Consider the following 21591-nt stretch of genomic DNA (forward strand, 5'->3'; position numbering starts at 1 on the left):
GCTGCGGGCCGCCGGGCACGCGATCGGCACCGACCGCGCCAGCGCCCTGCTGGCCGTGCTTCACGAGGACCTCGACAGCGCCACCAGCAGGCAGGACCGCGTGCAGAACAGCAAGCAAATCGGCCAGCAGAATTGCGAGAGCGCGGCCATCGAGGCCGGGAGCGAGGCGGCATGAGCACCCCGACCAGCAACCGAGCGGGCCGGCGCCAGCGCCGGGCCCACGCCGAGGCCACCCTCGCCGATCGGATCGAGCACAAGGCCCGCGACCGCGCCGCAGCCGCGCACAGCGGCCACGAGCGGCTCGCCGCCGCCGTGGACTTCCTGCGCTCAGCCGCCGCCGCACAGCAGGTCTACGACCCCCAGGGCGTGGACCTGGCCCTCAACGACCTGTCCCGCCACGTCTGGCGGGCCGGGGAGGCCCTGATCGAGCAGCGCCGTCGCCACCAGCCCGGCGGCGTGGAGAGGAGCCCACGATGAGCCCCACCCCCTGCCCTGGGAAACCCCTGCGCCAGCGGATCGGTCCACCCCGCCGCCAGCCCGCCCGGACCTGCACGTCGTCGCCGACCGTCCGGCCGAGCCCGCCCGGGCCGACCGGGCACCGGTGGCGCCAGGGCCGGCGTGGCCCGGCCAGGAGATCGAGCCGACCTCCTCGACCCCGGAGACGACGTCGAGCGCGGTGAGCTCGCTGCACGAGCGGGTGCACACGGGCATGCAGCGGGCCGGGCGCGAGTTCGTCTCCGAGCTGCGGTTCGTGCGCGAGCGCCCGAACTCCCTGCTCGACCACATCGCCTACGCACGCCACGGCGAGTGGAGTACCCGCACCGACGGCTGGCAGCGCCGCGTCGCACTGGCCTGGACCTACACCGCGGCCATCCCGGTCTCGACCGTCGCCTACCTGTCGGTCTGGGCCGTCGCCCGCCCCGGGCGGGCCGCGGCCGCGGTCGCCGCTGTCTCGACCACCGCCACCGCCCTCAACGGGCTCCCAGTCCTGGGCTGGTTCATCCCGGACTGGCTGACCATCCCCTACTGGCTCGGTCTCTGACCTGCCACGACGAAAGGAACGATCATGACCGGATCGCTGCTCACCATCGCCGGACTCTCCTCGTCGTGGGGGCCTGGCTGTGGTTCCACAAGGACGCCCCGAAGTTCACCGTGCTCCTGTTCCTCATCGCCGGCCTCGGCCTCGGCGGAGTCGTGGGAGGCGTCCTCGGGGCCCTGATCAACCGGGCGATGGGCACCATCGGCACCACCACCGGGTCCCTGATCGGGATCGGCACCTCCACCCTCGTCGCCGGCCTCGCCCTGGTCGCGACCCTGGAGGTCGCCATCAAGGGCATCCACCCGCGGAAGGCCCGGCCGAAGCGCTGGCACGCCTTCCTCGCACTCGCTCTCCCCCACGATCGTCATCGACGCCGGCGTACCGCTGCTCTCGACGGTGATGGACGCCTTCTCCACCGGCATGGCGAACGTCGGCGCGGCGTTCAACGGGCTCGGGTGATCAGAGCATGGAGATCGTCCTGTTTTCCCTGCTTATGGCCTGGGGCCTGACCCGCTACGGAGTCACCGACCTCGTAGCGACCGCGAGGGGGACCGAGTCCCCGCGCATCGCCGCGCACCGCCAGCGTTCAGCGCAGGCTCACGAGCGGGCCATGGCCCGTGGCGGTCAGACCGTCGGGAGCGCGATCGGGTCCCGGATCGCCGACCGGATCGCCCACCCGCACCCGCGACCCGACAAGCCCCGGGGCCCGGCCCGGTCCTACTTCGCCGGCCTGTGGGCCGACACCTGGGACCAGGCCGCCGAACGCCACCGCGAGCGCGCCGCCGCCCGCCGACCCGCCACGACCGACCCGACCACCACACCCAACGCCACCACCAGCACCGACGAGCGGGACGTCCCGAGCGAGCACACGCAGAAGGTCCACATCGTCGACCACGAACCGACCGACGCCACCGGAACCAACAACGACAACCCCACCAGCGAAACCCGACCCCACCGGACCGGCGGCCCGCGGCGCAGAAAGCACCCCGGAGCAGCACGAAAATTCTGCCAGCAATAACGACGACGAATATGAAACCGCTGGCACCCGCAATTACGCGACCGGCGCCGCGGGCGACCAGGCTGGCCGGGCTGCGGACCCGGGCTCGCATGAGGACCACCGCGAACCGATCGACGTGCGAGTGACGCAGGTGCACGAGGTCCACCACGTCGACCCCACCACCCAGGTCCACCGCGACGACCCCGCCGACCACTCCGAGGCAGACGACCTCGACCTCGACCTCGACCTCGACCTCGACCTCGACGAGATCATCGACGCCGAGATCGTCGACGAGCCGCACACCCCTCGCCCGCCGCTCACCCTCATGGCCGGCGGCCGCCAGGACGAGAGAGACGACGTCGTGGCGGTTGACGCCGGCGATGCGGAGGTCCTCGACGCGGAGATCATCCAGGACCCCCAGACCACCCCGGCCAGCCCCGGCCGGGGCGACACCCTCAACACGGAGGCACCCACCATGACCACCAGCACCACCGACATGGCCAGCGGCGAGACCCTCGACCCGCACGCCGCGAAGCGCTTCGCCGATTCCATGCGCACCCTCGCCGAGAACGCCGCACAGCAGATCGAGCAGAGCATCGCGGCCCTGGAGGGCCCGCGGGTGGCCGGCGAGCCGATCGCCCAGCTCAGCCAGATGCTGGAGAGCTTCCAGACCGCCGCCGGCACCGCCACGAGCGCCGGTGAGCACTTCGACCGCCACATCGCCCACCAGGACCAGCTCCTCAGCGACGACACCATCGCCGGAACCGTCAACGGCACCTACGTGGGCACCGCCTCCTAGCCCGACAACAGCCCCTGCCTCCAGCAACAGGATGGACATCCGCGGCGTGGCGGAGCAGGGGCACCAAGCCACAAACGCAAGGATTGCCAGATTTCCCCTGGACGCCTACCGTTGCGTCAGTCGATGCACGATTTGCAAGGTTCTTCTACCTGGAGGAGCGCACTCGCATGAGCGTCACGCCTAGCAGCTCAAAGCCCGGATCAGAACTGGTGCGCCGGTCAGTGGGGACGGTGGCTCGTCGTGGTGATGCGGCGCTGCGTGAGCACCTGGTGCGTGAGGCGCGGATCGAGCAGGGGGTCCGGGCTCGGCGGGCGCCGTTCCTCGCCGTCGGCGGGGTCGCTGTTCTGGGCTGGGTCGGCTGGGGCCTGCACGAGCTGCTGCGTCTGGGGGCCGGCGACGCCGCCGCGATCCTGGCCGCACCGGTCGCGGTCGGGGTGACCGGCGCGGCCGGCGCGGCGGTCGCGATCGGCTGGCGCCGCCAGCTGGGTGGTCACCACCGCCGGTTCGCGATCGTCACCACCGCCGCGGCCGCGTGGGTCGGGGTGGTCTCGCTGTTTTCGCCCGCGTCGTGGACCGCGATGGCGGTCCTGGTGCTGGGGGCGATCGGGCTGTGCTCGCGCTGGCAGGCCGCGCACGCCGTACCCCAGCCCGGCCCGGACGCGGCTGCCCAGGCCGCGCGCTGGTCCCGGGGCACGGCCGCCTCCGCCGCCGGTACGAGCCGGGTGGAGATCGCGGAGATGGTTCAGCGGTGGGAGGAGCGCATCGCAGCTGAGCGCGGTCCGATCCCGGACTCCCAGCTCGTCGAGCCGCAGGTCCTGCCGGCGGCGGTGCGTTTCACCGTCGCCACCGTGCCGGGCTCGACCAGCTTCGACACCGCCCATGCGCTGCGGGGCCGGATCGCCTCGGGGCTGCAGCGCCCCAGCTCGCGCATCGTGCTGGAGCCCAGCGACGTCGACGAGTCGATGTTCGACCTGACCGTGATCACGCGGGACGTGCTCGCCGACGGTGTGCCCTACACCGGCCCCGTCTACCACGACGGCCGCGTCGAGATCGGGGCGTTCGCCGACGGCGACGACACCGCCACCTACACCGCTGCGGACCGTGCCGGCGCCGCAACGGCCTGGCCACCGGGGAGCCCGGCTCGGGGAAGTCGGCGTTCCTCGAATCGGTCGGTATGGGCCTGCTCAGCTCCGGGAGCTGGCACCTGATGTTCGGCGACGGTGACCCCGAGGGCGGGTCCTCCCCGCTGCTGATGAAGGTCGCGCACTGGTCGGCCGCCGGCCCCGAGGGCGTCCTGGCCCAGCTCACCGCGCTGGAGGTGCTGCTGGAGGTGCGCTCGATGGTCAAGGCCACCCTGACCATCGGCACCGACGGGCGGCCCGTCGCCAAGACCGACCCCCGCCAGCCCTCGGCCCGCGAGATCCACCCCTGCCCCGCCTTCCCCGGCGTGCAGTGGATCCTCGACGAGCTGCAGCGCCTGGTCAGCGACCCGCTGCTGGTCTCGGTGAAGTTCGCCGAGCGCCTGGAGCGCCTGGTGCGCATCGGGCGCAAGTACGGCATCGGCCTGCTCGTCGGGACCCAGTCGCTGCTGCTGGCCGACTACGGCAACCGGTCCCCGCTGCGCGGCTACCTCGCCAACCGCAACCTGTTCGCCTTCCGCAACAGCAACAAGTCCGAGCGCGCCGTGGTCGCCGGGCTGGAGATCAGCCCGTCGGTCCTGCCCACCGGCGGCGGGTACGCCTTCTCCGCCGGCGCCGGGCGGCTGGCCATGCTGCGGGTGGCCTGGGCCCCCGACATGGCCCGCCACGCCGAGGGTCTCGACTCGGCCACCCTCGATTCGGACTCCGAGCTCGCGATGGCGCCGCACCGCCCGGTCCCGGTCGACGAGGACGACGCGCTCACCGAGCAGCTGGCCCGCCTCGCTGCCTGGCGGCAGGCGGCCGGCCACCCCGCACCCGGCGGCACACCGGCCACGCCGAGCACCCCGGGCTCCCCGGTCTCCTCGGTGTTCGCCGACCCGGCGCAGATCACCGTGCCCGCGGCGCTGACCGGGGACAACATCATCCCCATGCCCGTCCGGGGTTCGCTTCCCGTCCTCGGCGCGGTGCCCGCCGACCTCGACGCCCTCTCGGGCACCCAGCGCGCCGTGCTCGACGCCGTGCGCGGCGGGCAGCGCCACCGGCGCGATCGCCGGGGCGGCCGAGGTCACCACGTCGGCGGCGTCGAAGGCCCTCAGCGCGCTGGCCGACCTCGGACTGGTCACCAAGGCCGGCCACGGCCAGTGGGACGCCGCTCTCGCCGGTGCCGGGCAGCAGCGATGAGCGCGCGACGGGGGCCGGAGTCATGACCGAGCGGTGGGGCTGGCAGCCGACGGCGTGGCTGCAGGACGGGCTCCCGACCTGGCGGTGGCGCGCCGCTCCGGCCGGGCTGATGACCCGCCGCCAGATGCGTGCCGCCGGACTGGCACCCTGCGGAGCCGCCCCGGTCGCGCAGGTCGTGTGCCGCCCGGACGCCGGTGGGCGCTGCTGTGGGATCCCGCCGAACTGGGGCCGAAGCGGGTCCCGTCCCCGGCTCAGCTCGCAGCGCTGGACCGGGCCCTGGCCGCACGACGGCGCTGCCCGATCTGCCGGCTCGACGCCGGCTACTGCATCCCCCGCTCGATCGGCTCCTGCCTGGAGTGCGCCTCCCCCTGCACCGCCACCCCCACGGCCGCCTGACCGACCAGCCCAGCGCCACCCGGCCCGCCCACCAACCCGAGGAGCACCGATGAACAGCACGAACACACACGCCAACATTTCCGCAATCAAGAAAGGCAGCATCATGGAAAACGGATTTGCACGACTGCTCGGACGTCGGCGCACGCCCGACACCCGGACCACGGTCCTCGACGCACTCGGCGGCCAGACCCGACTTCTACAGGTCGACCACCCCGAGGACCTGAGCAACGTCCACTTCCTGCTGCTCGACGCGGTCACCAACTACGGCGCGACGACCCCGCAGGGACGAACCCTCATCGAGGCGGCAGGGCTGGTACACGACCTGTTCAGGACCTGGCGGTGGCGCGGGACCGATCCGGCCGCCCGGGTCGCCGCGCACCGCTGCCTGGCCGCCCTCGCCTACTCAGAGCACCCGCTGACCCGTTTCAGCCCCGAGGGCGATCACGCCCGGGCCTGGATCGACTACATCAGCCAGCTCCCCCTGAGAGCGTGTTGTGGAACCTGGGCGATCAGTTCTTGAGGTCCTCTGCTAGCCGGCGGGCGGCTTCGATCTCGACCGGGCTGGTCGGTGGGGCGAGTTCCTCGCCGGCCAGGCGGGCGGCCATCAGCCGGATCATCGCGAACTGGATCATGGCCTCGGCATGGGCAGTGAGCCTTTTTCAACCTGGCGTTTGTGCTGGTCAAGCCGTCGAGTGGGCCTCCCCGGACCGCGACCGCGGCGGCCTGACCTGCATCATCGGGGATCTGGCCGCTGCCGACGGGGCCCCTGCCGCCGCTTCGCGGCGGGTCCTCGGTCAGGTTGAAAAAGGCTGGCTACCAGCCGCGGCGTTCACGACGATCTATCCGACGGTGGAGGCAGCGATCCCGGTCGCGATCGAGGGCGTCGACGACGTCGAGATCGACGAAGTACGAATCGTGGCTGTGGGCACCGGCCGGGTGGCGTGGCGGTCCACCGAGGAAGAATTCGAGTAGCCGAACCCGCGGGGCCGAGGTACGAGTGGTGGTACTGCGGCGCTTCCCGTCCGATGTTGATGACGGTGGCCTGGCTGGGTAGCTCACCGCGGCCGGGTGTGGAGTGATCGATGGGCGGCGGCCCGAGGTCCGGCATGCCCGGACACGTCGCCGGCGTCGAGATCGCCCGCGGTTCTCCGCCCACGGTGCAGCCCGCGGCACGCTACAGATCCGCAGCGTGCCGCGGGCTGTCGGCGCGGCGGTGTATCGAACGTATCCGAGTTGTGGGCGAATTCAGGCGGTTGAAGCATCTAGCTCAACGAGTTCGGCGAATATCTCGGAGGGCTTCTTCCAGTTGTGGATTTTACGGGGTCGGTCGTTGATGTCGCAAGCCACCATCGCCAGGTATTTCGGGTCCGAGGTGATGTCCGTGCTTTCGGGAAGTACTCGCGGACGATGCGGTTGAGGTTCTCGTTGCTGCCGCGTTCCCACGCGAGTGTGGGTGGGCGAGGTACACCGGCATCGAGCCCTTGGTGACGTGGCGTGGCCGGCCATCTCGGCACCGCAGTCCCCAGGTCAGTGAGGCCCGCATGTGCGCGGCAGACCGCTGGTGGCGGCGATGACCCCACGGCCGACGGGTGAGCGCGTCGCGGCCGGTCAGGGCACGAGGACCAGGAACCGGGAGGTGCGCTCGACCAGCGTGGCGACGGCGGTCTTGCCGTTCTTGCCGATGACCAGGTCACCCTCCCAGTGGCCGGGCACGGCGCGCCCCTGGGCGTCGGCGGGCGGCGTCGATGTAGGTCGGGTCCTTGATCCGCGGGCCGGTGGGGGCTTGGCGCCGCCTCGTCGGGCGGTGCGCCCGGACCGTAGCGCGAGCAGCTCGCGGCCAGCGTGGACACCGGGTGGCATAGATCCACTGGTAGATCGCCTCGTGAGACACCCGACAAGCCTCGTCATCGGGGTGCTCGGTCGGCAAACCGGCCCGCGATCGAGGCCGGTGACCAGCCACCACGCAACAGAGCATGCACGATCCCGCGCAACCGCGGTGACGGTCCACCGCGAACTGCTTCGCCGCTCCCGCGCCGCCAGGGCCCGTTCCTGCGCTGCCGCGGCCCGGTACTCGTAGCGTCCGCCGTGACGACGGACCTCACGAGAGATCACCGACCGATCACGACCCACCACCGAGGCGATCTGCTTGTAGGACAAGCCCTCCGCGAGACCCCTCGAGATCTCCTCCCGATCCGACAACATCAACATCTCACGCACGGAACATCCTGTCCCGCCGAACAACCAAGATCAAGTGCTACGACCGGCTGAACTCACCGAACGCTACGGAGGGACGTCACCTATACTCTACTTGTAGTCGCCGCAGTAATCACCGCGGCCCTATTCCTTCTAGCAGACAGGACCGAGAACGCGCAATCCGACTGACCGCACCGTCGCACCGAGCCCAGGACACCGAGCGGCCAGCCTAGATGGCATGGAGTCCTGTAAAGAAATGAGGACTGAGTAGTGAGTCTTTTTGATCCGATGGGTCAAGCGAGAGGTCGGAGAGTCGCGGAGAAGGTTCGGGGCTACTGCGAAGTGATGATCAGGATACGGTTACATTGCGAACTCGGAGCGTCTCTTAAGAGTCATTAGTGGCCGCTCGAGGCGATTCCGAGTTGTCGCAGTATCGACCGGGTCGATATTATTTATCTTGCTTGCAGTGACAGGACTTCTGGTCATGACAGAAGAAGTAGAGTCACCGTAGAGGGAAAGGTCGTGGATTGATGACATCGCCTTCTCGGAAGGTTGTGGACGGCTTCTTCCCTCTCTCTTCCGGTGGCTGCGCAGGGTCTGGAGAATTCAAAGGAGTGCGGGCGGAGGACTGATTTCCGTGCTGAACTCGAAGAGGCAATTGATAGGCTCCGGGCGACTAAGCGACTCTATCATTGTGGGGAGTTCGTGTCAATTTAGCTTTAAGGTTGATGGCGTTTGAAAAAACAAGTCTATCGAGTTAGCGTTGCCGGTCGCATGCCGTTGTCCTGGACTGCGGCGGAAGTTGGATCTCCTGGGGGGATTCGAATAGTTCTTGGAGTGTAGCTGGGGCGCAGCCAGGGCCCCGGCAAAGTCGTCAGATGATCTTGTAGGTGGTCAAGGGCCGGTGGGCGCTCGGGCGTGGTGGCGTAGTCCGGCGGCGATGTTGGTGGTCCCGGTCAGTCGGAGTGCGGCGATCGCGAGGTTGCGCAGGGCGGCCATGACCTGCGGTCCGGCTGCGGTGCGGGTCTGGGAGCGGTCCTCGTCGAAGGAGACGTCCCGGACCCAGTGCAGCCGGTTCTCGATGTTCCAGTGCCCGCGGATCCAGCGGGCCAGCAAGATCGGGTCTGCCTGGAACGCGGTCAGGCTGGTGATCGCGTAGACGGTCACGGTCTTCCACCGTGCGCCCGGACGTAGCGGGCGGCGCCGGCGGATGAGCCGGATGGCCTGGGCGGCGTGTGGGAAGAACTCCCCGCCCCGGTCCGGGCACCGCTGCAGGGAGAGCACGCTGATCGTGCGGGTCTCGACCCGCCCGTGGCCACGGGCCCGCTGCCGGGCGGCCGGCCCGGTCATCTTCCAGGGCAGCGCACGCAGCCGGGCCAGCAGCGTGGGCTGGTTAGCCTTGACCGTCATCAGGTAGTGCCCACCGAGCTCGACTGGGCCGGGTTCTGGCGCGGCTTCGACCGGCTGCACCATCTGCGCGATGCGTCCTGGACCAGCGAGGACAAGCTGCGTGGCAAGGCCCACCAGCAGCTCGGCTCGCTCGGGGCGGAAATCACTTTGTGGAGCTCTGCCTCGACGGCGACGACCGGGTCTGGCTGATGCTGCACTCCGGGTCGCGGGGGATCGGCAACATCCTGGCCAACCTGCACATCGAGAAGGCCAAGGTGCTGCCGCACAACCAGGAGCTGCCCGACCGCGACCTGGCCGTGTTCCTCGCCGGCACCCCGCAGATGGACGCCTACCGGGCCGACCTGCACTGGGCGCAGGAGTACGCGCGGCTCAACCGGCGGGTGATGATCGAGCTGTGAGGTTCCCCCGCTTTGCCGGAGTGTCTGAACACTGGTTCGATCTTGAGAGCCAGGAAGGAAGGCACTGGTGACTGCACCGAAGAAGTACCCCGATGAGCTGCGTGAACGGGCGGTTCGGCTGTATCGGGAGTCCGACCCTCGCCCGACGTTCCGGACGCTCGCGCAGCAGCTCGGGGTGCATCACGAGGCCCTGCGCAGCTGGGTCCGCCAAGCCGAGGCCGACACCGGCGAGCGCCATGATCGGCCGTCGACCGACATGCTCGCCGAGAACCGCAGGCTGGCGAAGGAAAACGCCGAGCTGCGGCGGGTCAACGAGGTCCTGCGCGCGGCGAGCGCCTATTTCGCCTCCGAGATCGGCCCGACCCGGAGGTGGTCATGAGCTTCGTCGACGCCCATGGCTTCCCCGCCGGTCTCGTACTACGGGTCCTTGGTGTGCCGGTCTCGACCTACTACGACTGGCGCACCCGCCGCGCGAACCCCTCTCAGCGCCACCTCGACGACGCCGTGCTCCTCGAACAGATCGTGAAGATCCGCTCGGTCAGCGAGTTCGCCACCGCCTACGGATCCCCGCGGGTCTGGCTCGAGCTGCGCCGCCAAGGCGTGCACGTCGGCCGCAAGCGCGTCGAGCGGATCATGCGCGAGCACGGCCTGCAGGGCGCCCACCTGCGCCGCGGCTGGAAGGGCGGCTCGACCCGGCAGAACCCCGCCCACCGGCCGGCGCCGGACCTGCTCGAACGCGACTTCACCGCGGCCGCGCCGAACCGGGTGTGGGTGGCCGATCTGACCCGGATCGTCACCGGCGAGGGCGTGTTGTGGATGGCCTCGGTGCGTGACGCGTTCTCCAACCGGGTCGTCGGCTGGGCCACCGACTCCCGTGCGACGACCGCGCTGGTGCTCACCGCGCTCAACCACGCCCTGCGCTCGCGGGACCTGCGCCCCGGCCAGTTGATCTTCCACAGCGACAAGGGAGCCCAGTACACAGCGCTGCGGTTCACCCAGCGCCTGGTCGACGCCGGTGTCGCCCCGTCGACCGGGTCCAACGTCGGACATACGGCGCTCGATGCTGTCGCGGTAGACCATGATCAGCCCGCACCCCAGGCGCGCGCCGGATCCGCCGGCGAGCAATCGTCAAGACCTGTGGATGAAGATCTTTTAGGCGGCTTCGGTGTGGGTGTGGTCGTCGGGTCGTTCAACGAGTCGTCCGGCCTCGAAGACTGCTCCGGCGCGGACGAGCGCGACCAGGTGCGGGCCGTTCACGGCGCGCCAGCGGTCCTGGGCGGCTTCGATGAGTTTGAACGCCATCGCGAGCCCGGCGGTGCGTGAGCCGGGCCCGCGGGTGACGCGGGTGCGGTGGCGGACGGTCGCGAACGTGGACTCGATCGGGTTCGTGGTGCGTAGGTACTGCCAGTGCTCGGCGGGAAGTCGTAGAAGGCGAGCAACTCATCGAGGTCGTCACGGACCTTCGCCACGGCCTTGCCGAACTTTGCCCCGTAGGCGGCGTCGAAGCAGGTCACGGCGTCGAGGGCCTTGTGTTTGTCTTCGACGTTCCAGATCTCGGTCAGCGCCTTCTTCGCTCCCGGATGCGCCGACTTGGGCAGGGCGGCGAGGACGTTGGCGGTTTTGTGCACCCAGCAGCGCTGCTCACGGGTCTCGGGGAACACCTCCCGTAGCGCGCCCCAGAACCCGAGCGCGCCGTCCCCGACGGCCAGGACGGGGGCGCGCATGCCGCGCCGCGCGCAGTCGCGCAGCAGGTCCGCCCAGGACTCGGTCGCTTCCCGGTAGCCGTCGACGAGGGCGACGAGCTCCTTGTGCCCGTCGGCGCGGACTCCGATGAGCACGAGCAGACACAACTTGTGCTCGGCGAGGCGGATGGTGACGTGGATGCCGTCGGCCCACACGTACACGTAGTCCACCCCGGACAGGTCCCGGTGGGAGAACGCCTGCTGCTCGGTCTTCCAGGTCTCGGTCAGCCTGGTGACCGTCGATGAGGACAGGCCCGCGTTGGAGCCGAGGAACTGCCCCAGCGCGGGCACGAAGTCCCCCGACGAGAGGCCGTGCAGGTAGAGCAGCGGCAGCACCTCGGTGATCTTCGGCGTCCTGCGGCACCAGGACGGCAGGATCGCCGAGGAGAACCGGCGCCGCTCGCCCGTCGCGGGGTCGATCCGGCGGTCGTCGACCCGCGGCGCCCGCACCGCCACCGCGCCCGCGGCTGTCACCACCTCGCGAGGCTCGTGGGAGCCGTTGCGCACCACCAGACGCCGCCCGTGGGCGTCGCGTTCGTTGCTGTGGCGGGTGATGTAGTCGTCGACCTCGGCCTGCAGAGCCTGGGCGAGCATCCGGCGGGCGCCCTCGCGGACGAGCTCGTCGATCAACGCCGGCCCCTCCTGCACACGGGCCTCGTCACCGGATCCGGCCTCGGGAACTACGCTGAGCATGGGTCGTGCCCTTCCGACCAGCGTTGCTGCGCCGGTCTTGCTTGAGAGCCTTCAAGATCACCGGAAGGGTACGGCCCCTCCACAGTCATCCACAGGTCTCAAGCATTGCTCCACTTTCACCGAGCGACAACTGCGGAACCCAGGCCCTGCCGCTGGGTCGAGACGGTGAGACCATCGCAGCCATGCCCCACACAGACACCACGGCACCGGCGGCAGTGCCCGCGGTCGCTCCCTCGACAGCGCCGACGGCGGGTCGGTCGGCGATCTTCCGGATCGGGATCGCACTACTCGAGGTCGACCTCGAGGTCCACCGGACCGTCGAGGTCCCCGCCGAGGTCACCCTCGCCGTCCTGCACCAGGTCATCCAGGAAGCAATGGGGTGGGAGAGCTCCCACCTGCACAAGTTCACCATCAACGACACCTGCTACGGCATCCCCGACCCGGACTGGGACCCCGCCTGGGACCTCGGCGACCGTACCCACGACGAGCAGGCCGTCACCCTCGCCCAGCTCTTCCAGGTCGGGCAGGAAGCCGACTACGTCTACGACTTCGGCGACAACTGGCACCACACCCTGACCGTCACCGCGCTCACCACCGCCGAGCCCGCAGTGCGCTACCCACGCTGTATCGACGGCCGCGGCGCCTGCCCACCCGAAGACGTCGGCGGCACACCCGGCTACGCCGCATTCCTCGACGCACTCGCCGACCCCGACCACCCCGAACACACCGACCGAGTCCAATGGTGGGGATCAGACCAGTACGACCCCCACCACTTCGACCTCGACGCCACCAACACCGCCCTCCTGACGCTGTGACACCCGCAGGCCGTGCCGAGGACGCCGACCTGGGCCCTACCGCCTGAGCCCGGGGCTGCGACCAGGAGGCTCGCCCCCGCGTCCCCGAGACGCGGCCCGCAGCAGCGACACCGCCGAAGGCTTCGCGGTCACCTACCGTCGCTCCGCCGCAGGCGGCGAGGTCACCTACTGTCGGCTGGACCTACCCGTCAGTAACCGTGTTGGAATGAAACCCATGCACACGACTTCCCGCGCACGACGCGCCGGTGCCGCAGCGCTCCTCGCCGCCGTCGCCCTCACCACCGCCGGCGCACTCACCACCAGCACCGCCACCGCCGACGCCACCCAGCCCGCCGCGGCCGAGCAGCCCTACTACGAGGTCTGGGAACCCGGACAGCACCAGCCCCCGCACCCCACCGCAGGAGTCCACGTGCCCCGACCCGACACCACCACCACCGACACCGACGGCCCCCACGCCGTCGGACCCCTCCCCGCCACACCCGCCGCACTCACCACACCGACCGACCCGGCCGCGGCTACCACGCTGCCGATGCCGACCGATGCCCCCTCCGCGCATCCCCTGCAGCAGGCCCTGATCGGCCACTGGACCCCCGCGGACGACACCACCGCAGGGCGAGCGTTCGTCGAGTTCACCCCCGACGGACACTGGACCGGCTCCGACGGCTGCAACCACCTGACCGGCACCTGGGGCGTTCACACCGACGACACATTCACCGCCACCGCCAACCCGACCACCCTCATGAACTGCGAGAACGTCCCCATCGCCGACTGGCTCACCCAGACCAGCCACGCCGACATCACCAACAACACCCTCGTCCTGCGCGGCCCCGCCGGCGACACCACCACCACCGTCCTGACCCGCCACCCCTGACACCCCTGACACCCCGGCACCGCCCCCCCACGACAACACCCTTCCCCCGCGCAGTGCGATAGGTCACACTGAAGGTGTTCGGGTCTGCAGCGGTCGCACCCACCCGGCGCGCTGGGGAGCGCACGCCACCCGCGACCGCCCACCAGGGCCGGGCCGCCCACCCCTCCGGCGACGGCCCGGCCCACCCCGTCACCCAGCCCCCCCCGACCCCACAGGACGCCGCCGGACGTCGCCGGACCGTGGCGAACCAGGACAGATCAGGACACACCAGGAAGGACCACGGTGCGTGACACGACCGTGTCCCCTGTCCGACCAGACACCTCCTGTACGGGTGGTCGCGACGGCTGTCGCAGCAACAGTCCGTGCGCGCCGCGCGCGACCCGGGTGACAGTGTTTGACCTGTAGTTTCCCGACCTGAACCCTCTCGTTGCAGCTGGCACGGGCTCCCCTCGTATCCGACGTGCCAGCAACAACCAGGAGGACATACCCCATGTGGAAGAAGACCGGGATCGTCGTCGCCGCCTCGGCCGCATCGCTGATGGCGCTCTCCCCGGTGGCGATGGCCCACGGCACCCACAGCGGTGACCACGGTGACGGGATCGACAAGAGCGCCGAAGGCCTGATCGCCGGCCTCAACGGCAACAACATCAACGTCCCGATCCAGGCCTGCAACAACAACATCCCGCTCAACCTCGTCGGGCTGCAGGTCCCCATCGAGGACGCCGCCGCCGCGAACGGGCTCACCGGCGCACTCGGGATCCTCGGATCCGGCACCGCGAAGTCCGGGGACTCGGTCACCGACCAGTCCGACAACTGCGCCCAGGCCGGCGCCGCCGGAGACACCGTCAAGGGCCACAAGTAACACCCGCACCACCCAGCACTGCTTCGCCGACGGCCCAACCTTCACCACGCCGGCGACCACGCGGTCTGCTCTTCTGCCCACCAACAGCACACAGACCGCGCACAGGACAGAGCCCCGCCCCGAGGGACCACGGCACTGACCCACAGGGTGCCCACCCCCGGGGCGGGGCTCTCCCACATCCCCGACAGCCCGGCAACGACAACGTCCCGAACCGGCGCCTCTACACTCGCCCCATAAAACTGGACTCGATCCAGAAACCCTCCGGCAGGCCCCCGGTGGCGGCTCCGGGGACAGCGGATCAGCCCGGACTCTACTTGGGCAACGGGCAGATGCTGCACGCCCCGCAGACCGGGGACGTGGTCAAGGTCGAACCCGACATCTGGTCCAGCCCCTACTACTCGGGCGAGTTCATCGGGGCGGTCCGCGCGACCAACCCCACCGCTGCCTGAACCCATCACACGGAGGACGCCGGGGCCTTACCCCCCGACGGCTCGGGGATCGTGGTCCGCACGCGCCGCTTCTTCACCGGGAACATCCCGATCACCGACACCGGGGACCTCGATCACCAACAGTGAGCAGCCAACGGTCGGTCACATAGGATGTCGGTCATGGTGCCCATGTCATCGACGTCGATCGGGTCGCCGCGGCGGGCTCGTGAGGTGCTGGTCATCACCCGCCAGGATTTTGACCTGCCCGGCAAGGACCTTTCCCGGGCAGCGGCAGTGCTCACCGATCACTTCACCGAGCTGCTACGCCGCGGTGTTCTGTCCCGCGCGGTCGCCGAGGCGATCCTCAACGTCGGACATACGGCGCTCGATGCTGTCGCGGTAGACCATGATCAGCCCGCACCCCAGGCGCGCGCCGGATCCGCCGGCGAGCAATCGTCAAGACCTGTGGATGAAGATCTTTTAGGCGGCTTCGGTGTGGGTGTGGTCGTCGGGTCGTTCAACGAGTCGTCCGGCCTCGAAGACTGCTCCGGCGCGGACGAGCGCGACCAGGTGCGGGCCGTTCACGGCGCGCCAGCGGTCCTGGGCGGCTTCGATGAGTTTGAACGCCATCGCGAGCCCGGCGGTGCGTGAGCCGGGCCCGCGGGTGACGCGGGTGCGGTGGCGGACGGTCGCGAACGTGGACTCGATCGGGTTCGTGGTGCGTAGGTACTGCCAGTGCTCGGCGGGGAAGTCGTAGAAGGCGAGCAACTCATCGAGGTCGTCACGGACCTTCGCCACGGCCTTGCCGAACTTTGCCCCGTAGGCGGCGTCGAAGCAGGTCACGGCGTCGAGGGCCTTGTGTTTGTCTTCGACGTTCCAGATCTCGGTCAGCGCCTTCTTCGCTCCCGGATGCGCCGACTTGGGCAGGGCGGCGAGGACGTTGGCGGTTTTGTGCACCCAGCAGCGCTGCTCACGGGTCTCGGGGAACACCTCCCGTAGCGCGCCCCAGAACCCGAGCGCGCCGTCCCCGACGGCCAGGACGGGGGCGCGCATGCCGCGCCGCGCGCAGTCGCGCAGCAGGTCCGCCCAGGACTCGGTCGCTTCCCGGTAGCCGTCGACGAGGGCGACGAGCTCCTTGTGCCCGTCGGCGCGGACTCCGATGAGCACGAGCAGACACAACTTGTGCTCGGCGAGGCGGATGGTGACGTGGATGCCGTCGGCCCACACGTACACGTAGTCCACCCCGGACAGGTCCCGGTGGGAGAACGCCTGCTGCTCGGTCTTCCAGGTCTCGGTCAGCCTGGTGACCGTCGATGAGGACAGGCCCGCGTTGGAGCCGAGGAACTGCCCCAGCGCGGGCACGAAGTCCCCCGACGAGAGGCCGTGCAGGTAGAGCAGCGGCAGCACCTCGGTGATCTTCGGCGTCCTGCGGCACCAGGACGGCAGGATCGCCGAGGAGAACCGGCGCCGCTCGCCCGTCGCGGGGTCGATCCGGCGGTCGTCGACCCGCGGCGCCCGCACCGCCACCGCGCCCGCGGCTGTCACCACCTCGCGAGGCTCGTGGGAGCCGTTGCGCACCACCAGACGCCGCCCGTGGGCGTCGCGTTCGTTGCTGTGGCGGGTGATGTAGTCGTCGACCTCGGCCTGCAGAGCCTGGGCGAGCATCCGGCGGGCGCCCTCGCGGACGAGCTCGTCGATCAACGCCGGCCCCTCCTGCACACGGGCCTCGTCACCGGATCCGGCCTCGGGAACTACGCTGAGCATGGGTCGTGCCCTTCCGACCAGCGTTGCTGCGCCGGTCTTGCTTGAGAGCCTTCAAGATCACCGGAAGGGTACGGCCCCTCCACAGTCATCCACAGGTCTCAAGCATTGCTCCGGTGGCGACCAGCTGGACCAGTGAGCCTTTGCCAACCTGATGTTCGGGCTGGTCAGAGCAGGTACGGCGTGGCGTGACCTCGCACGTACTGAGAACTGACGCCGTGAGCGCCACCAGCGCCACGCCGACGGCGATCTGCTGCGACAGCGCCTGGCCCGCAACCTGCGCGAGCGATTCGGCGGCAACACCGACCCGCAGTGAGGCGCTGATGCGACGAGAACCGGACGATCGGCTAGAATCCGATGCGATCCACCACGATGGTGGGGCGCGTCTAGGGTTCCGTCCCGTCCCTCGGGAGTCTGGTCCGAGAGATGCAGGCGGCCGCGAGGCCGTCCCACGGCGGGACAAAAGCCCGGGAGGCAACTGGTTGGCATCAGTCGCTCCCGCTGCTGGTGTCTGGCGAGAGGGCTTCCGACCGTGTCCGTCACCGGCTTGCCGTCCTTTACTGTGGACCGGTGCAGGGTCATAGTTCCTGGTCGACAGGTGCCACGCCCCGGTGGTGCCCACGGCCGGTTTTGCCGTTCCCGGGCGGCAGACGGCCCTACGCGGCCCTACGGGTCGATTCCCTCAGAGCGTGTTTGAGAAGCGCTCAAAGTGACGTCCGATATCCGCGTCGCACCGGTGCTCCGCTCGGGCGACCTGCAGAAGTCCCGCCAGTCTTGGCCTTACGGCCACGCGAGAGCCACTGCTGCGCGGGCTTCTCAAACACGTTCACACAGAGTGGGCCGATCTGGTCCACCGAACGTCATTGACGATCCGTGCAGGAGCCGGGGTGGCATCGCGTCTGTAATCTGGCCCTCACTGAGTATTCGAGGAGGAAGCTCCAAGATATGAACTCAACCGATGCGTTGGCGAAGAGACCGAAGCCGCCGGGGACGAGCGCAGTGGTGCTCGATCAGGCCGACGAGCGTTTCGCTTATGCGGCCGGGTTGCGGAAGCAGTTCAACAAGGTCTTCCCGACCCATTGGTCGTTCATGCTGGGCGAGATTGCTCTCTACAGCTTCATCATCGTTCTTCTGTCGGGCGTGTACCTGGCGCTGTTCTTCGATCCCTCGATGGAGGAGGTCGTTTACAACGGCCCCTACGACCCGCTGCGCGGAGTGCACATGTCAAGGGCCTATGAGTCGGCCCTCGAGCTGACGTTCGAGGTGCGCGGCGGCCTGTTCATGCGGCAGCTCCACCACTGGTCGGCGCTGCTGTTCGTCGCTTCGATGATCTGTCACATGTTCCGTGTGTATTTCACCGGAGCATTCCGCAAGCCGCGTGAGGCGAACTGGGTGATCGGGGTGAACCTGATCCTACTCGGCACCTTTGCCGGTTTCACCGGCTACTCGCTGCCCGACGAGATGCTCTCCGGGGTCGGTCTGCGCATCGCCTCCGGTATCACCTTGTCCGTGCCCGTGGTCGGCACCTGGGTGCACTGGGCGTTGTTCGGTGGCGAGTTCATGGGAATGGAGATCATCCCGCGGCTCTACATCATTCACGTGCTGATCCTGCCCGGGGTCATCCTCGCGCTGATCGCGGTGCACTTGGGGTTGGTGTGGTACCAGAAGCATACCCAGTTCCCCGGCGTCGGTCGGACAGAGAACAACGTCGTTGGTGTGCGCATCATGCCGCAGTTCGCCGCCAAGGGTGGCGCGTTCTTTTTCGTCGTCACCGGTGTCCTGGTGCTAATCGCCGGACTCTTCGAGATCAACCGCATCTGGTTCTTCGGGCCCTACGATCCCTCGCACGTCTCGGCCGGGTCGCAGCCCGACTTCTATATGCTCTTCTCCGAAGGGATGGGGCGGATCTTCCCGCCGTGGGAATTCTACCTGTTCGACACGTACACCATCCCGTCGGCGTTCCTGCCGACCGCGGCGTTCCTGCCCGTGTTGTTCGCCGTGGCGTCCGCGTATCCGAGGATCGAGCGGAGGTTCACCGGCGACCAGGCGCACCACAACCTGCTCCAGCGGCCCCGGGACGTGCCTGTCCGGACGGCGCTGGGGGCGATGGCGATCGCGTTCTACCTATGGTTGGTGCTCTGCGGGTTCAACGACTGGATCGCGCTGTTCTTCCACGTCTCGCTCAACGCGACGACCTGGGCGGGGCGGCTCGGGCTGCTGATCGTGCCGCCGATCGTGTACTGGGTGGCCTACCGCTGGTGCATCGGGTTGCAGAACTCCGACCGCGCGGTGCTGGAGCACGGCCTGGAGACCGGCATCATCACGCGGCTCCCACACGGCCAGTATGTCGAGCTACACCAGCCGCTGGCCGGTCTCGACAAGGACGGCCACCCGGTCGTGCTCGACTACCAGGGCGCCTCGGTGCCGAAGCGGATGAACCAGCTGGGCGCTGCCGGGAGGCCGGTGCCCGGCAGCCTGTTCAGCCCGGACCCGCCCGCGGAGACTGCGGCGCTCGTACGCGCCCGGCAGGAGCTGCGGGACCGGGAACGGGCCGAGGCCGACGAACGGGCCAGGGCCGGCGTCGACGCTCCGGAGGCGGCGCAGCGGGCTGAGCGCTCCGCCGGGCGGGGGGCTGCGCCATGATCCGATGGCTCCGGCGACGTGACCATTTGGAAGACCGGGAGATCGATGCGTTGCAGGAGCGCTTTCCCGACGTCGTTTTCCACCTCCGCGACGCGTTCGACGTGAACAGGGTCGACCCTGGAACCGAGCTCGCCTACGCACGCATCAGCCGGAACGGTGACGTTCTCTCACTCTGCTCGGCCGTCCACCGGGTAGACAGCAGCATGTCGGAATGGCGGTTGGCGGTGACACGGACGGACAAAGCCAGCGGCGCCCCGCTGGCCCTACCTGACGCAGAAGCCCGGCAATGGGCGATCGCGGTGTTCGGCCCCATCCACGCGAAGTCGGTGGTCACCGTCGTAGCGCCTCTACTGCAGGAACTCCCCATCGAGTACCGGGCTGCCACCCATTTCACCCTCAGGATCGCGCCCGGTGACCTCCCACTCGACACCGCGAAACCCTGGCACACTCGAGGAACTCGGTGAAGACCTCGCCCGGGCCCGCAGGCGAACCGGTGACCGAGTGGACGGTCGACGCCCGCGCCTCCCCGGGCAGGTGGCAGGAACCGGTGGGATGGAGAGCGCCTCGGGCGTACACCCCATCTCCAGGCAGAGGGACACCCGCTGTGGACGACGAGTCGCCGGGCGGCGGACCCGGGCCGGAAGGTTACATCTCCCCGCTGGTTCCCGTTGCCCGTATGCTGTTCCCCGTCATGCTGTTGTACTCGATCTACCTGCTGGTCGGCGGACACTACGGCCCGGGGGGCGGGTTCTCCGGCGGGCTTGTAGCTGGCCTCGCGTTCGTCCTTCGCCACATCGCCAGCGGCGAGCCCGCGGGGCGAGGAGTGACGCAGGTCCACCCGCCCGTGATCATGGGTTGGAGTGTTCCCGATTTCTTTGACGCCGGTTTAGGCTGCCAAGTCGGTTATTTTCCTGAATCCTAGCTCGTATTCGGTGGGTGTCAAGTATCCGAGGGTGGAGTGCCGTCTGCGACGGTTGTAGTAGCTCTCGATCCACACGAATGTCTGCTGTCGGACCTCGGTGACGTCGTTCCATGGCCGGGTGTGGATGAGTTCTTTCTTGTAGCTGGCGAAGAACGACTCGGCGACGGCGTTGTCGAAGCAGGTGGCGGCGAGTTCAGCCGGTCGTAGCACTTGATCTTGGTTGTTCGGCGGGACAGGATGTTCCGTGCGTGAGATGTTGATGTTGTCGGATCGGGAGGAGATCTCGAGGGGTCTCGCGGAGGGCTTGTCCTACAAGCAGATCGCCTCGGTGGTGGGTCGTGATCGGTCGGTGATCTCTCGTGAGGTCCGTCGTCACGGCGGACGCTACGAGTACCGGGCCGCGGCAGCGCAGGAACGGGCCCTGGCGGCGCGGGAGCGGCCGAAGCAGTTCGCGGTGGACCGTCACCCGCGGTTGCGCGGGATCGTGCATGCTCTGTTGCGTGGTGGCTGGTCACCGGCCTCGATCGCGGGCCGGTTGCCGACCGAGCACCCCGATGACGAGGCTTGTCGGGTGTCTCACGAGGCGATCTACCAGTGGATCTATGCCACCCCGGTGTCCACGCTGGCCCGCGAGCTGCTCGCGCTACGGTCCGGGCGCACCGCCCGACGAGGCGGCGCCAAGCCCCCACCGGCCCCGCGGATCAAGGACCCGACCTACATCGACGCCCGCCCCGCCGACGCCCAGGGGCGCGCCGTGCCCGGCCACTGGGAGGGTGACCTGGTCATCGGCAAGAACGGCAAGACCGCCGTCGCCACGCTGGTCGAGCGCACCTCCCGGTTCCTGGTCCTCGTGCCCCTGACCGGCCGCGACGCGCTCACCGTCGGCCGTGGGGTCATCGCCGCCACCAGCGGTCTGCCCGCGCACATGCGGGCCTCACTGACCTGGGACTGCGGTGCCGAGATGGCCGGCCACGCCACCGTCACCAAGGGCTCGATGCCGGTGTACCTCGCCCACCCACACTCGCCGTGGGAACGCGGCAGCAACGAGAACCTCAACCGCATCGTCCGCGAGTACTTCCCGAAAGGCACGGACATCACCTCGGACCCGAAATACCTGGCGATGGTGGCTTGCGACATCAACGACCGACCCCGTAAAATCCACAACTGGAAGAAGCCCTCCGAGATATTCGCCGAACTCGTTGAGCTAGATGCTTCAACCGCCTGAATTCGCCGGGGCCTGACCCCGGTTCTTGGACACGCTGAATCCAGCACTTGGTGCTGGGGAAGCGAGATGATCTGAG

22 protein-coding genes, 5 pseudogenes and 1 riboswitch are annotated in these 21591 nt (G+C 69.1%); of the genes and pseudogenes, 19 read left to right on the top strand and 8 right to left on the bottom strand.

The window, feature by feature from the left end:
* The first annotated feature begins 171 nt into the window (after positions 1 to 171).
* Complete coding sequence (locus tag Ae717Ps2_RS32640; RefSeq protein WP_075334805.1) at positions 172 to 477, top strand: hypothetical protein; 306 nt, start codon at positions 172 to 174, stop codon at positions 475 to 477.
* Between the two features lie 124 nt (positions 478 to 601).
* On the top strand, positions 602 to 1042 hold the full coding sequence (locus Ae717Ps2_RS32645) for a hypothetical protein (protein WP_075334806.1): 441 nt from the start codon (positions 602 to 604) through the stop codon (positions 1040 to 1042).
* Here Ae717Ps2_RS32645 and Ae717Ps2_RS32650 read toward each other — a convergent pair.
* Complete coding sequence (locus Ae717Ps2_RS32650) at positions 1024 to 1485, bottom strand: hypothetical protein (protein ID WP_143510865.1); 462 nt, start codon at positions 1483 to 1485, stop codon at positions 1024 to 1026. The two genes, Ae717Ps2_RS32645 and Ae717Ps2_RS32650, sit on opposite strands and share 19 nt — an antisense overlap.
* Positions 1486 to 1505: 20 nt before the next feature.
* Here Ae717Ps2_RS32650 and Ae717Ps2_RS32655 point away from each other — a divergent pair, with 20 nt between their 5' ends.
* The 6 genes from Ae717Ps2_RS32655 to Ae717Ps2_RS32680 all read left to right on the top strand — a co-directional run bounded on the left by Ae717Ps2_RS32655 (position 1506) and on the right by Ae717Ps2_RS32680 (position 6072).
* Positions 1506 to 2057, top strand: coding sequence for a hypothetical protein (locus Ae717Ps2_RS32655; protein WP_143510867.1), 552 nt, complete (start codon positions 1506 to 1508; stop codon positions 2055 to 2057).
* A gap of 121 nt (positions 2058 to 2178) precedes the next feature.
* Positions 2179 to 2835, top strand: a complete 657-nt coding sequence (locus Ae717Ps2_RS37760) for a hypothetical protein (protein WP_075334809.1) — start codon at positions 2179 to 2181, stop codon at positions 2833 to 2835.
* A gap of 230 nt (positions 2836 to 3065) precedes the next feature.
* A complete protein-coding gene (locus Ae717Ps2_RS32665; RefSeq protein WP_158071616.1) occupies positions 3066 to 4043 on the top strand; it encodes a hypothetical protein in 978 nt (325 codons plus the stop codon).
* The gene (locus Ae717Ps2_RS32670; protein ID WP_075334811.1) at positions 4010 to 5182 is read left to right on the top strand and encodes a hypothetical protein; all 1173 of its coding nucleotides are present in this window, start codon (positions 4010 to 4012) and stop codon (positions 5180 to 5182) included. The genes Ae717Ps2_RS32665 and Ae717Ps2_RS32670 overlap by 34 nt, the downstream gene beginning before the upstream one ends.
* Before the next feature lie 151 nt (positions 5183 to 5333).
* Complete coding sequence (locus Ae717Ps2_RS38615) at positions 5334 to 5552, top strand: RRQRL motif-containing zinc-binding protein (protein WP_198932382.1); 219 nt, start codon at positions 5334 to 5336, stop codon at positions 5550 to 5552.
* 49 nt (positions 5553 to 5601) lie between these two features.
* A complete protein-coding gene (locus Ae717Ps2_RS32680) occupies positions 5602 to 6072 on the top strand; it encodes a hypothetical protein (protein ID WP_075334812.1) in 471 nt (156 codons plus the stop codon).
* On the opposite strand, the pseudogene Ae717Ps2_RS36875 reads toward Ae717Ps2_RS32680, so the two are convergent.
* The 4 genes and pseudogenes from Ae717Ps2_RS36875 to Ae717Ps2_RS32695 form a co-directional block, all read right to left on the bottom strand.
* Positions 6062 to 6211 (bottom strand): annotated as a pseudogene (locus Ae717Ps2_RS36875) (IS5/IS1182 family transposase); the annotation flags it as partial. The gene Ae717Ps2_RS32680 and the pseudogene Ae717Ps2_RS36875 overlap by 11 nt on opposite strands.
* 949 nt (positions 6212 to 7160) lie before the next feature.
* On the bottom strand, positions 7161 to 7412 hold the full coding sequence (locus Ae717Ps2_RS39680) for a hypothetical protein (protein ID WP_233147880.1): 252 nt from the start codon (positions 7410 to 7412) through the stop codon (positions 7161 to 7163).
* A gap of 237 nt (positions 7413 to 7649) precedes the next feature.
* Positions 7650 to 7760, bottom strand: a pseudogene (locus Ae717Ps2_RS40695) (helix-turn-helix domain-containing protein); the annotation flags it as partial.
* Between the two features lie 879 nt (positions 7761 to 8639).
* The gene (locus Ae717Ps2_RS32695) at positions 8640 to 9155 is read right to left on the bottom strand and encodes an ISAs1 family transposase (protein WP_075334814.1); all 516 of its coding nucleotides are present in this window, start codon (positions 9153 to 9155) and stop codon (positions 8640 to 8642) included.
* Between the two features lie 6 nt (positions 9156 to 9161).
* Here Ae717Ps2_RS32695 and Ae717Ps2_RS32700 point away from each other — a divergent pair.
* The 3 genes and pseudogenes from Ae717Ps2_RS32700 to Ae717Ps2_RS39685 all read left to right on the top strand — a co-directional run.
* A pseudogene (locus Ae717Ps2_RS32700) lies at positions 9162 to 9550 on the top strand (RtcB family protein); the annotation flags it as partial.
* Between the two features lie 70 nt (positions 9551 to 9620).
* Positions 9621 to 9932 carry a transposase gene (locus tag Ae717Ps2_RS32705; protein WP_158071584.1) on the top strand — a complete coding sequence of 104 codons (312 nt, stop codon included), beginning with the start codon at positions 9621 to 9623 and terminating at the stop codon, positions 9930 to 9932.
* Positions 9929 to 10576, top strand: a pseudogene (locus Ae717Ps2_RS39685) (IS3 family transposase); the annotation flags it as partial. The gene Ae717Ps2_RS32705 and the pseudogene Ae717Ps2_RS39685, both read left to right, overlap by 4 nt.
* A 129-nt stretch (positions 10577 to 10705) precedes the next feature.
* Here the strand turns inward: Ae717Ps2_RS39685 and Ae717Ps2_RS32715 are convergent.
* Positions 10706 to 11988, bottom strand: a pseudogene (locus Ae717Ps2_RS32715) (IS256 family transposase).
* A 182-nt stretch (positions 11989 to 12170) separates the two neighbouring features.
* Between Ae717Ps2_RS32715 and Ae717Ps2_RS32720 the strand changes: the two are divergent.
* The 4 genes from Ae717Ps2_RS32720 (at position 12171) to Ae717Ps2_RS39970 (ending at position 14985) form a co-directional block, all read left to right on the top strand.
* On the top strand, positions 12171 to 12803 hold the full coding sequence (locus Ae717Ps2_RS32720; protein ID WP_083702652.1) for a plasmid pRiA4b ORF-3 family protein: 633 nt from the start codon (positions 12171 to 12173) through the stop codon (positions 12801 to 12803).
* A gap of 214 nt (positions 12804 to 13017) precedes the next feature.
* Positions 13018 to 13674 (top strand): META domain-containing protein, encoded by a 657-nt coding sequence (locus Ae717Ps2_RS40135; RefSeq protein ID WP_075334527.1) that lies wholly within the window; start codon positions 13018 to 13020, stop codon positions 13672 to 13674.
* A 490-nt stretch (positions 13675 to 14164) separates the two neighbouring features.
* Entirely contained in the window at positions 14165 to 14536 is a 372-nt protein-coding gene (locus Ae717Ps2_RS32730; protein WP_075334526.1) for a hypothetical protein, read from the top strand.
* A 314-nt stretch (positions 14537 to 14850) separates the two neighbouring features.
* Positions 14851 to 14985, top strand: coding sequence for a hypothetical protein (locus tag Ae717Ps2_RS39970; protein WP_255407990.1), 135 nt, complete (start codon positions 14851 to 14853; stop codon positions 14983 to 14985).
* Positions 14986 to 15444: 459 nt separating this feature from the next.
* On the opposite strand, the gene Ae717Ps2_RS32735 is transcribed toward Ae717Ps2_RS39970, so the two are convergent.
* Positions 15445 to 16728, bottom strand: coding sequence for an IS256 family transposase (locus tag Ae717Ps2_RS32735; protein ID WP_075334815.1), 1284 nt, complete (start codon positions 16726 to 16728; stop codon positions 15445 to 15447).
* A gap of 372 nt (positions 16729 to 17100) precedes the next feature.
* Positions 17101 to 17201: riboswitch (guanidine-I (ykkC/yxkD leader) on the top strand.
* Between the two features lie 469 nt (positions 17202 to 17670).
* Between Ae717Ps2_RS32735 and Ae717Ps2_RS32740 the strand changes: the two genes are divergently transcribed.
* The 3 genes from Ae717Ps2_RS32740 (at position 17671) to Ae717Ps2_RS32750 (ending at position 20290) form a co-directional block, all read left to right on the top strand.
* Positions 17671 to 19368: a cytochrome bc complex cytochrome b subunit gene (locus tag Ae717Ps2_RS32740; protein ID WP_075334816.1), complete on the top strand. Its 1698-nt coding sequence runs from the start codon at positions 17671 to 17673 to the stop codon at positions 19366 to 19368.
* Entirely contained in the window at positions 19365 to 19832 is a 468-nt protein-coding gene (locus Ae717Ps2_RS32745; RefSeq protein ID WP_139319127.1) for a hypothetical protein, read from the top strand. Before Ae717Ps2_RS32740 ends, Ae717Ps2_RS32745 begins: the two co-directional genes overlap by 4 nt.
* Positions 19833 to 20044: 212 nt before the next feature.
* Positions 20045 to 20290 (top strand): MnhB domain-containing protein, encoded by a 246-nt coding sequence (locus Ae717Ps2_RS32750; RefSeq protein ID WP_075334512.1) that lies wholly within the window; start codon positions 20045 to 20047, stop codon positions 20288 to 20290.
* Here the strand turns inward: Ae717Ps2_RS32750 and Ae717Ps2_RS32755 are convergent.
* Complete coding sequence (locus tag Ae717Ps2_RS32755; protein ID WP_158071577.1) at positions 20255 to 20500, bottom strand: integrase core domain-containing protein; 246 nt, start codon at positions 20498 to 20500, stop codon at positions 20255 to 20257. The genes Ae717Ps2_RS32750 and Ae717Ps2_RS32755 overlap by 36 nt on opposite strands.
* A 43-nt stretch (positions 20501 to 20543) precedes the next feature.
* Here Ae717Ps2_RS32755 and Ae717Ps2_RS32760 point away from each other — a divergent pair, with 43 nt between their 5' ends.
* Positions 20544 to 21515 carry an IS30 family transposase gene (locus Ae717Ps2_RS32760; RefSeq protein ID WP_075313287.1) on the top strand — a complete coding sequence of 324 codons (972 nt, stop codon included), beginning with the start codon at positions 20544 to 20546 and terminating at the stop codon, positions 21513 to 21515.
* The last annotated feature ends 76 nt before the right edge of the window (positions 21516 to 21591 follow it).

It is taken from the genome of Pseudonocardia sp. Ae717_Ps2, assembly GCF_001932475.1.
In the GTDB taxonomy this organism is placed as follows: Bacteria; Actinomycetota; Actinomycetes; order Mycobacteriales; family Pseudonocardiaceae; genus Pseudonocardia.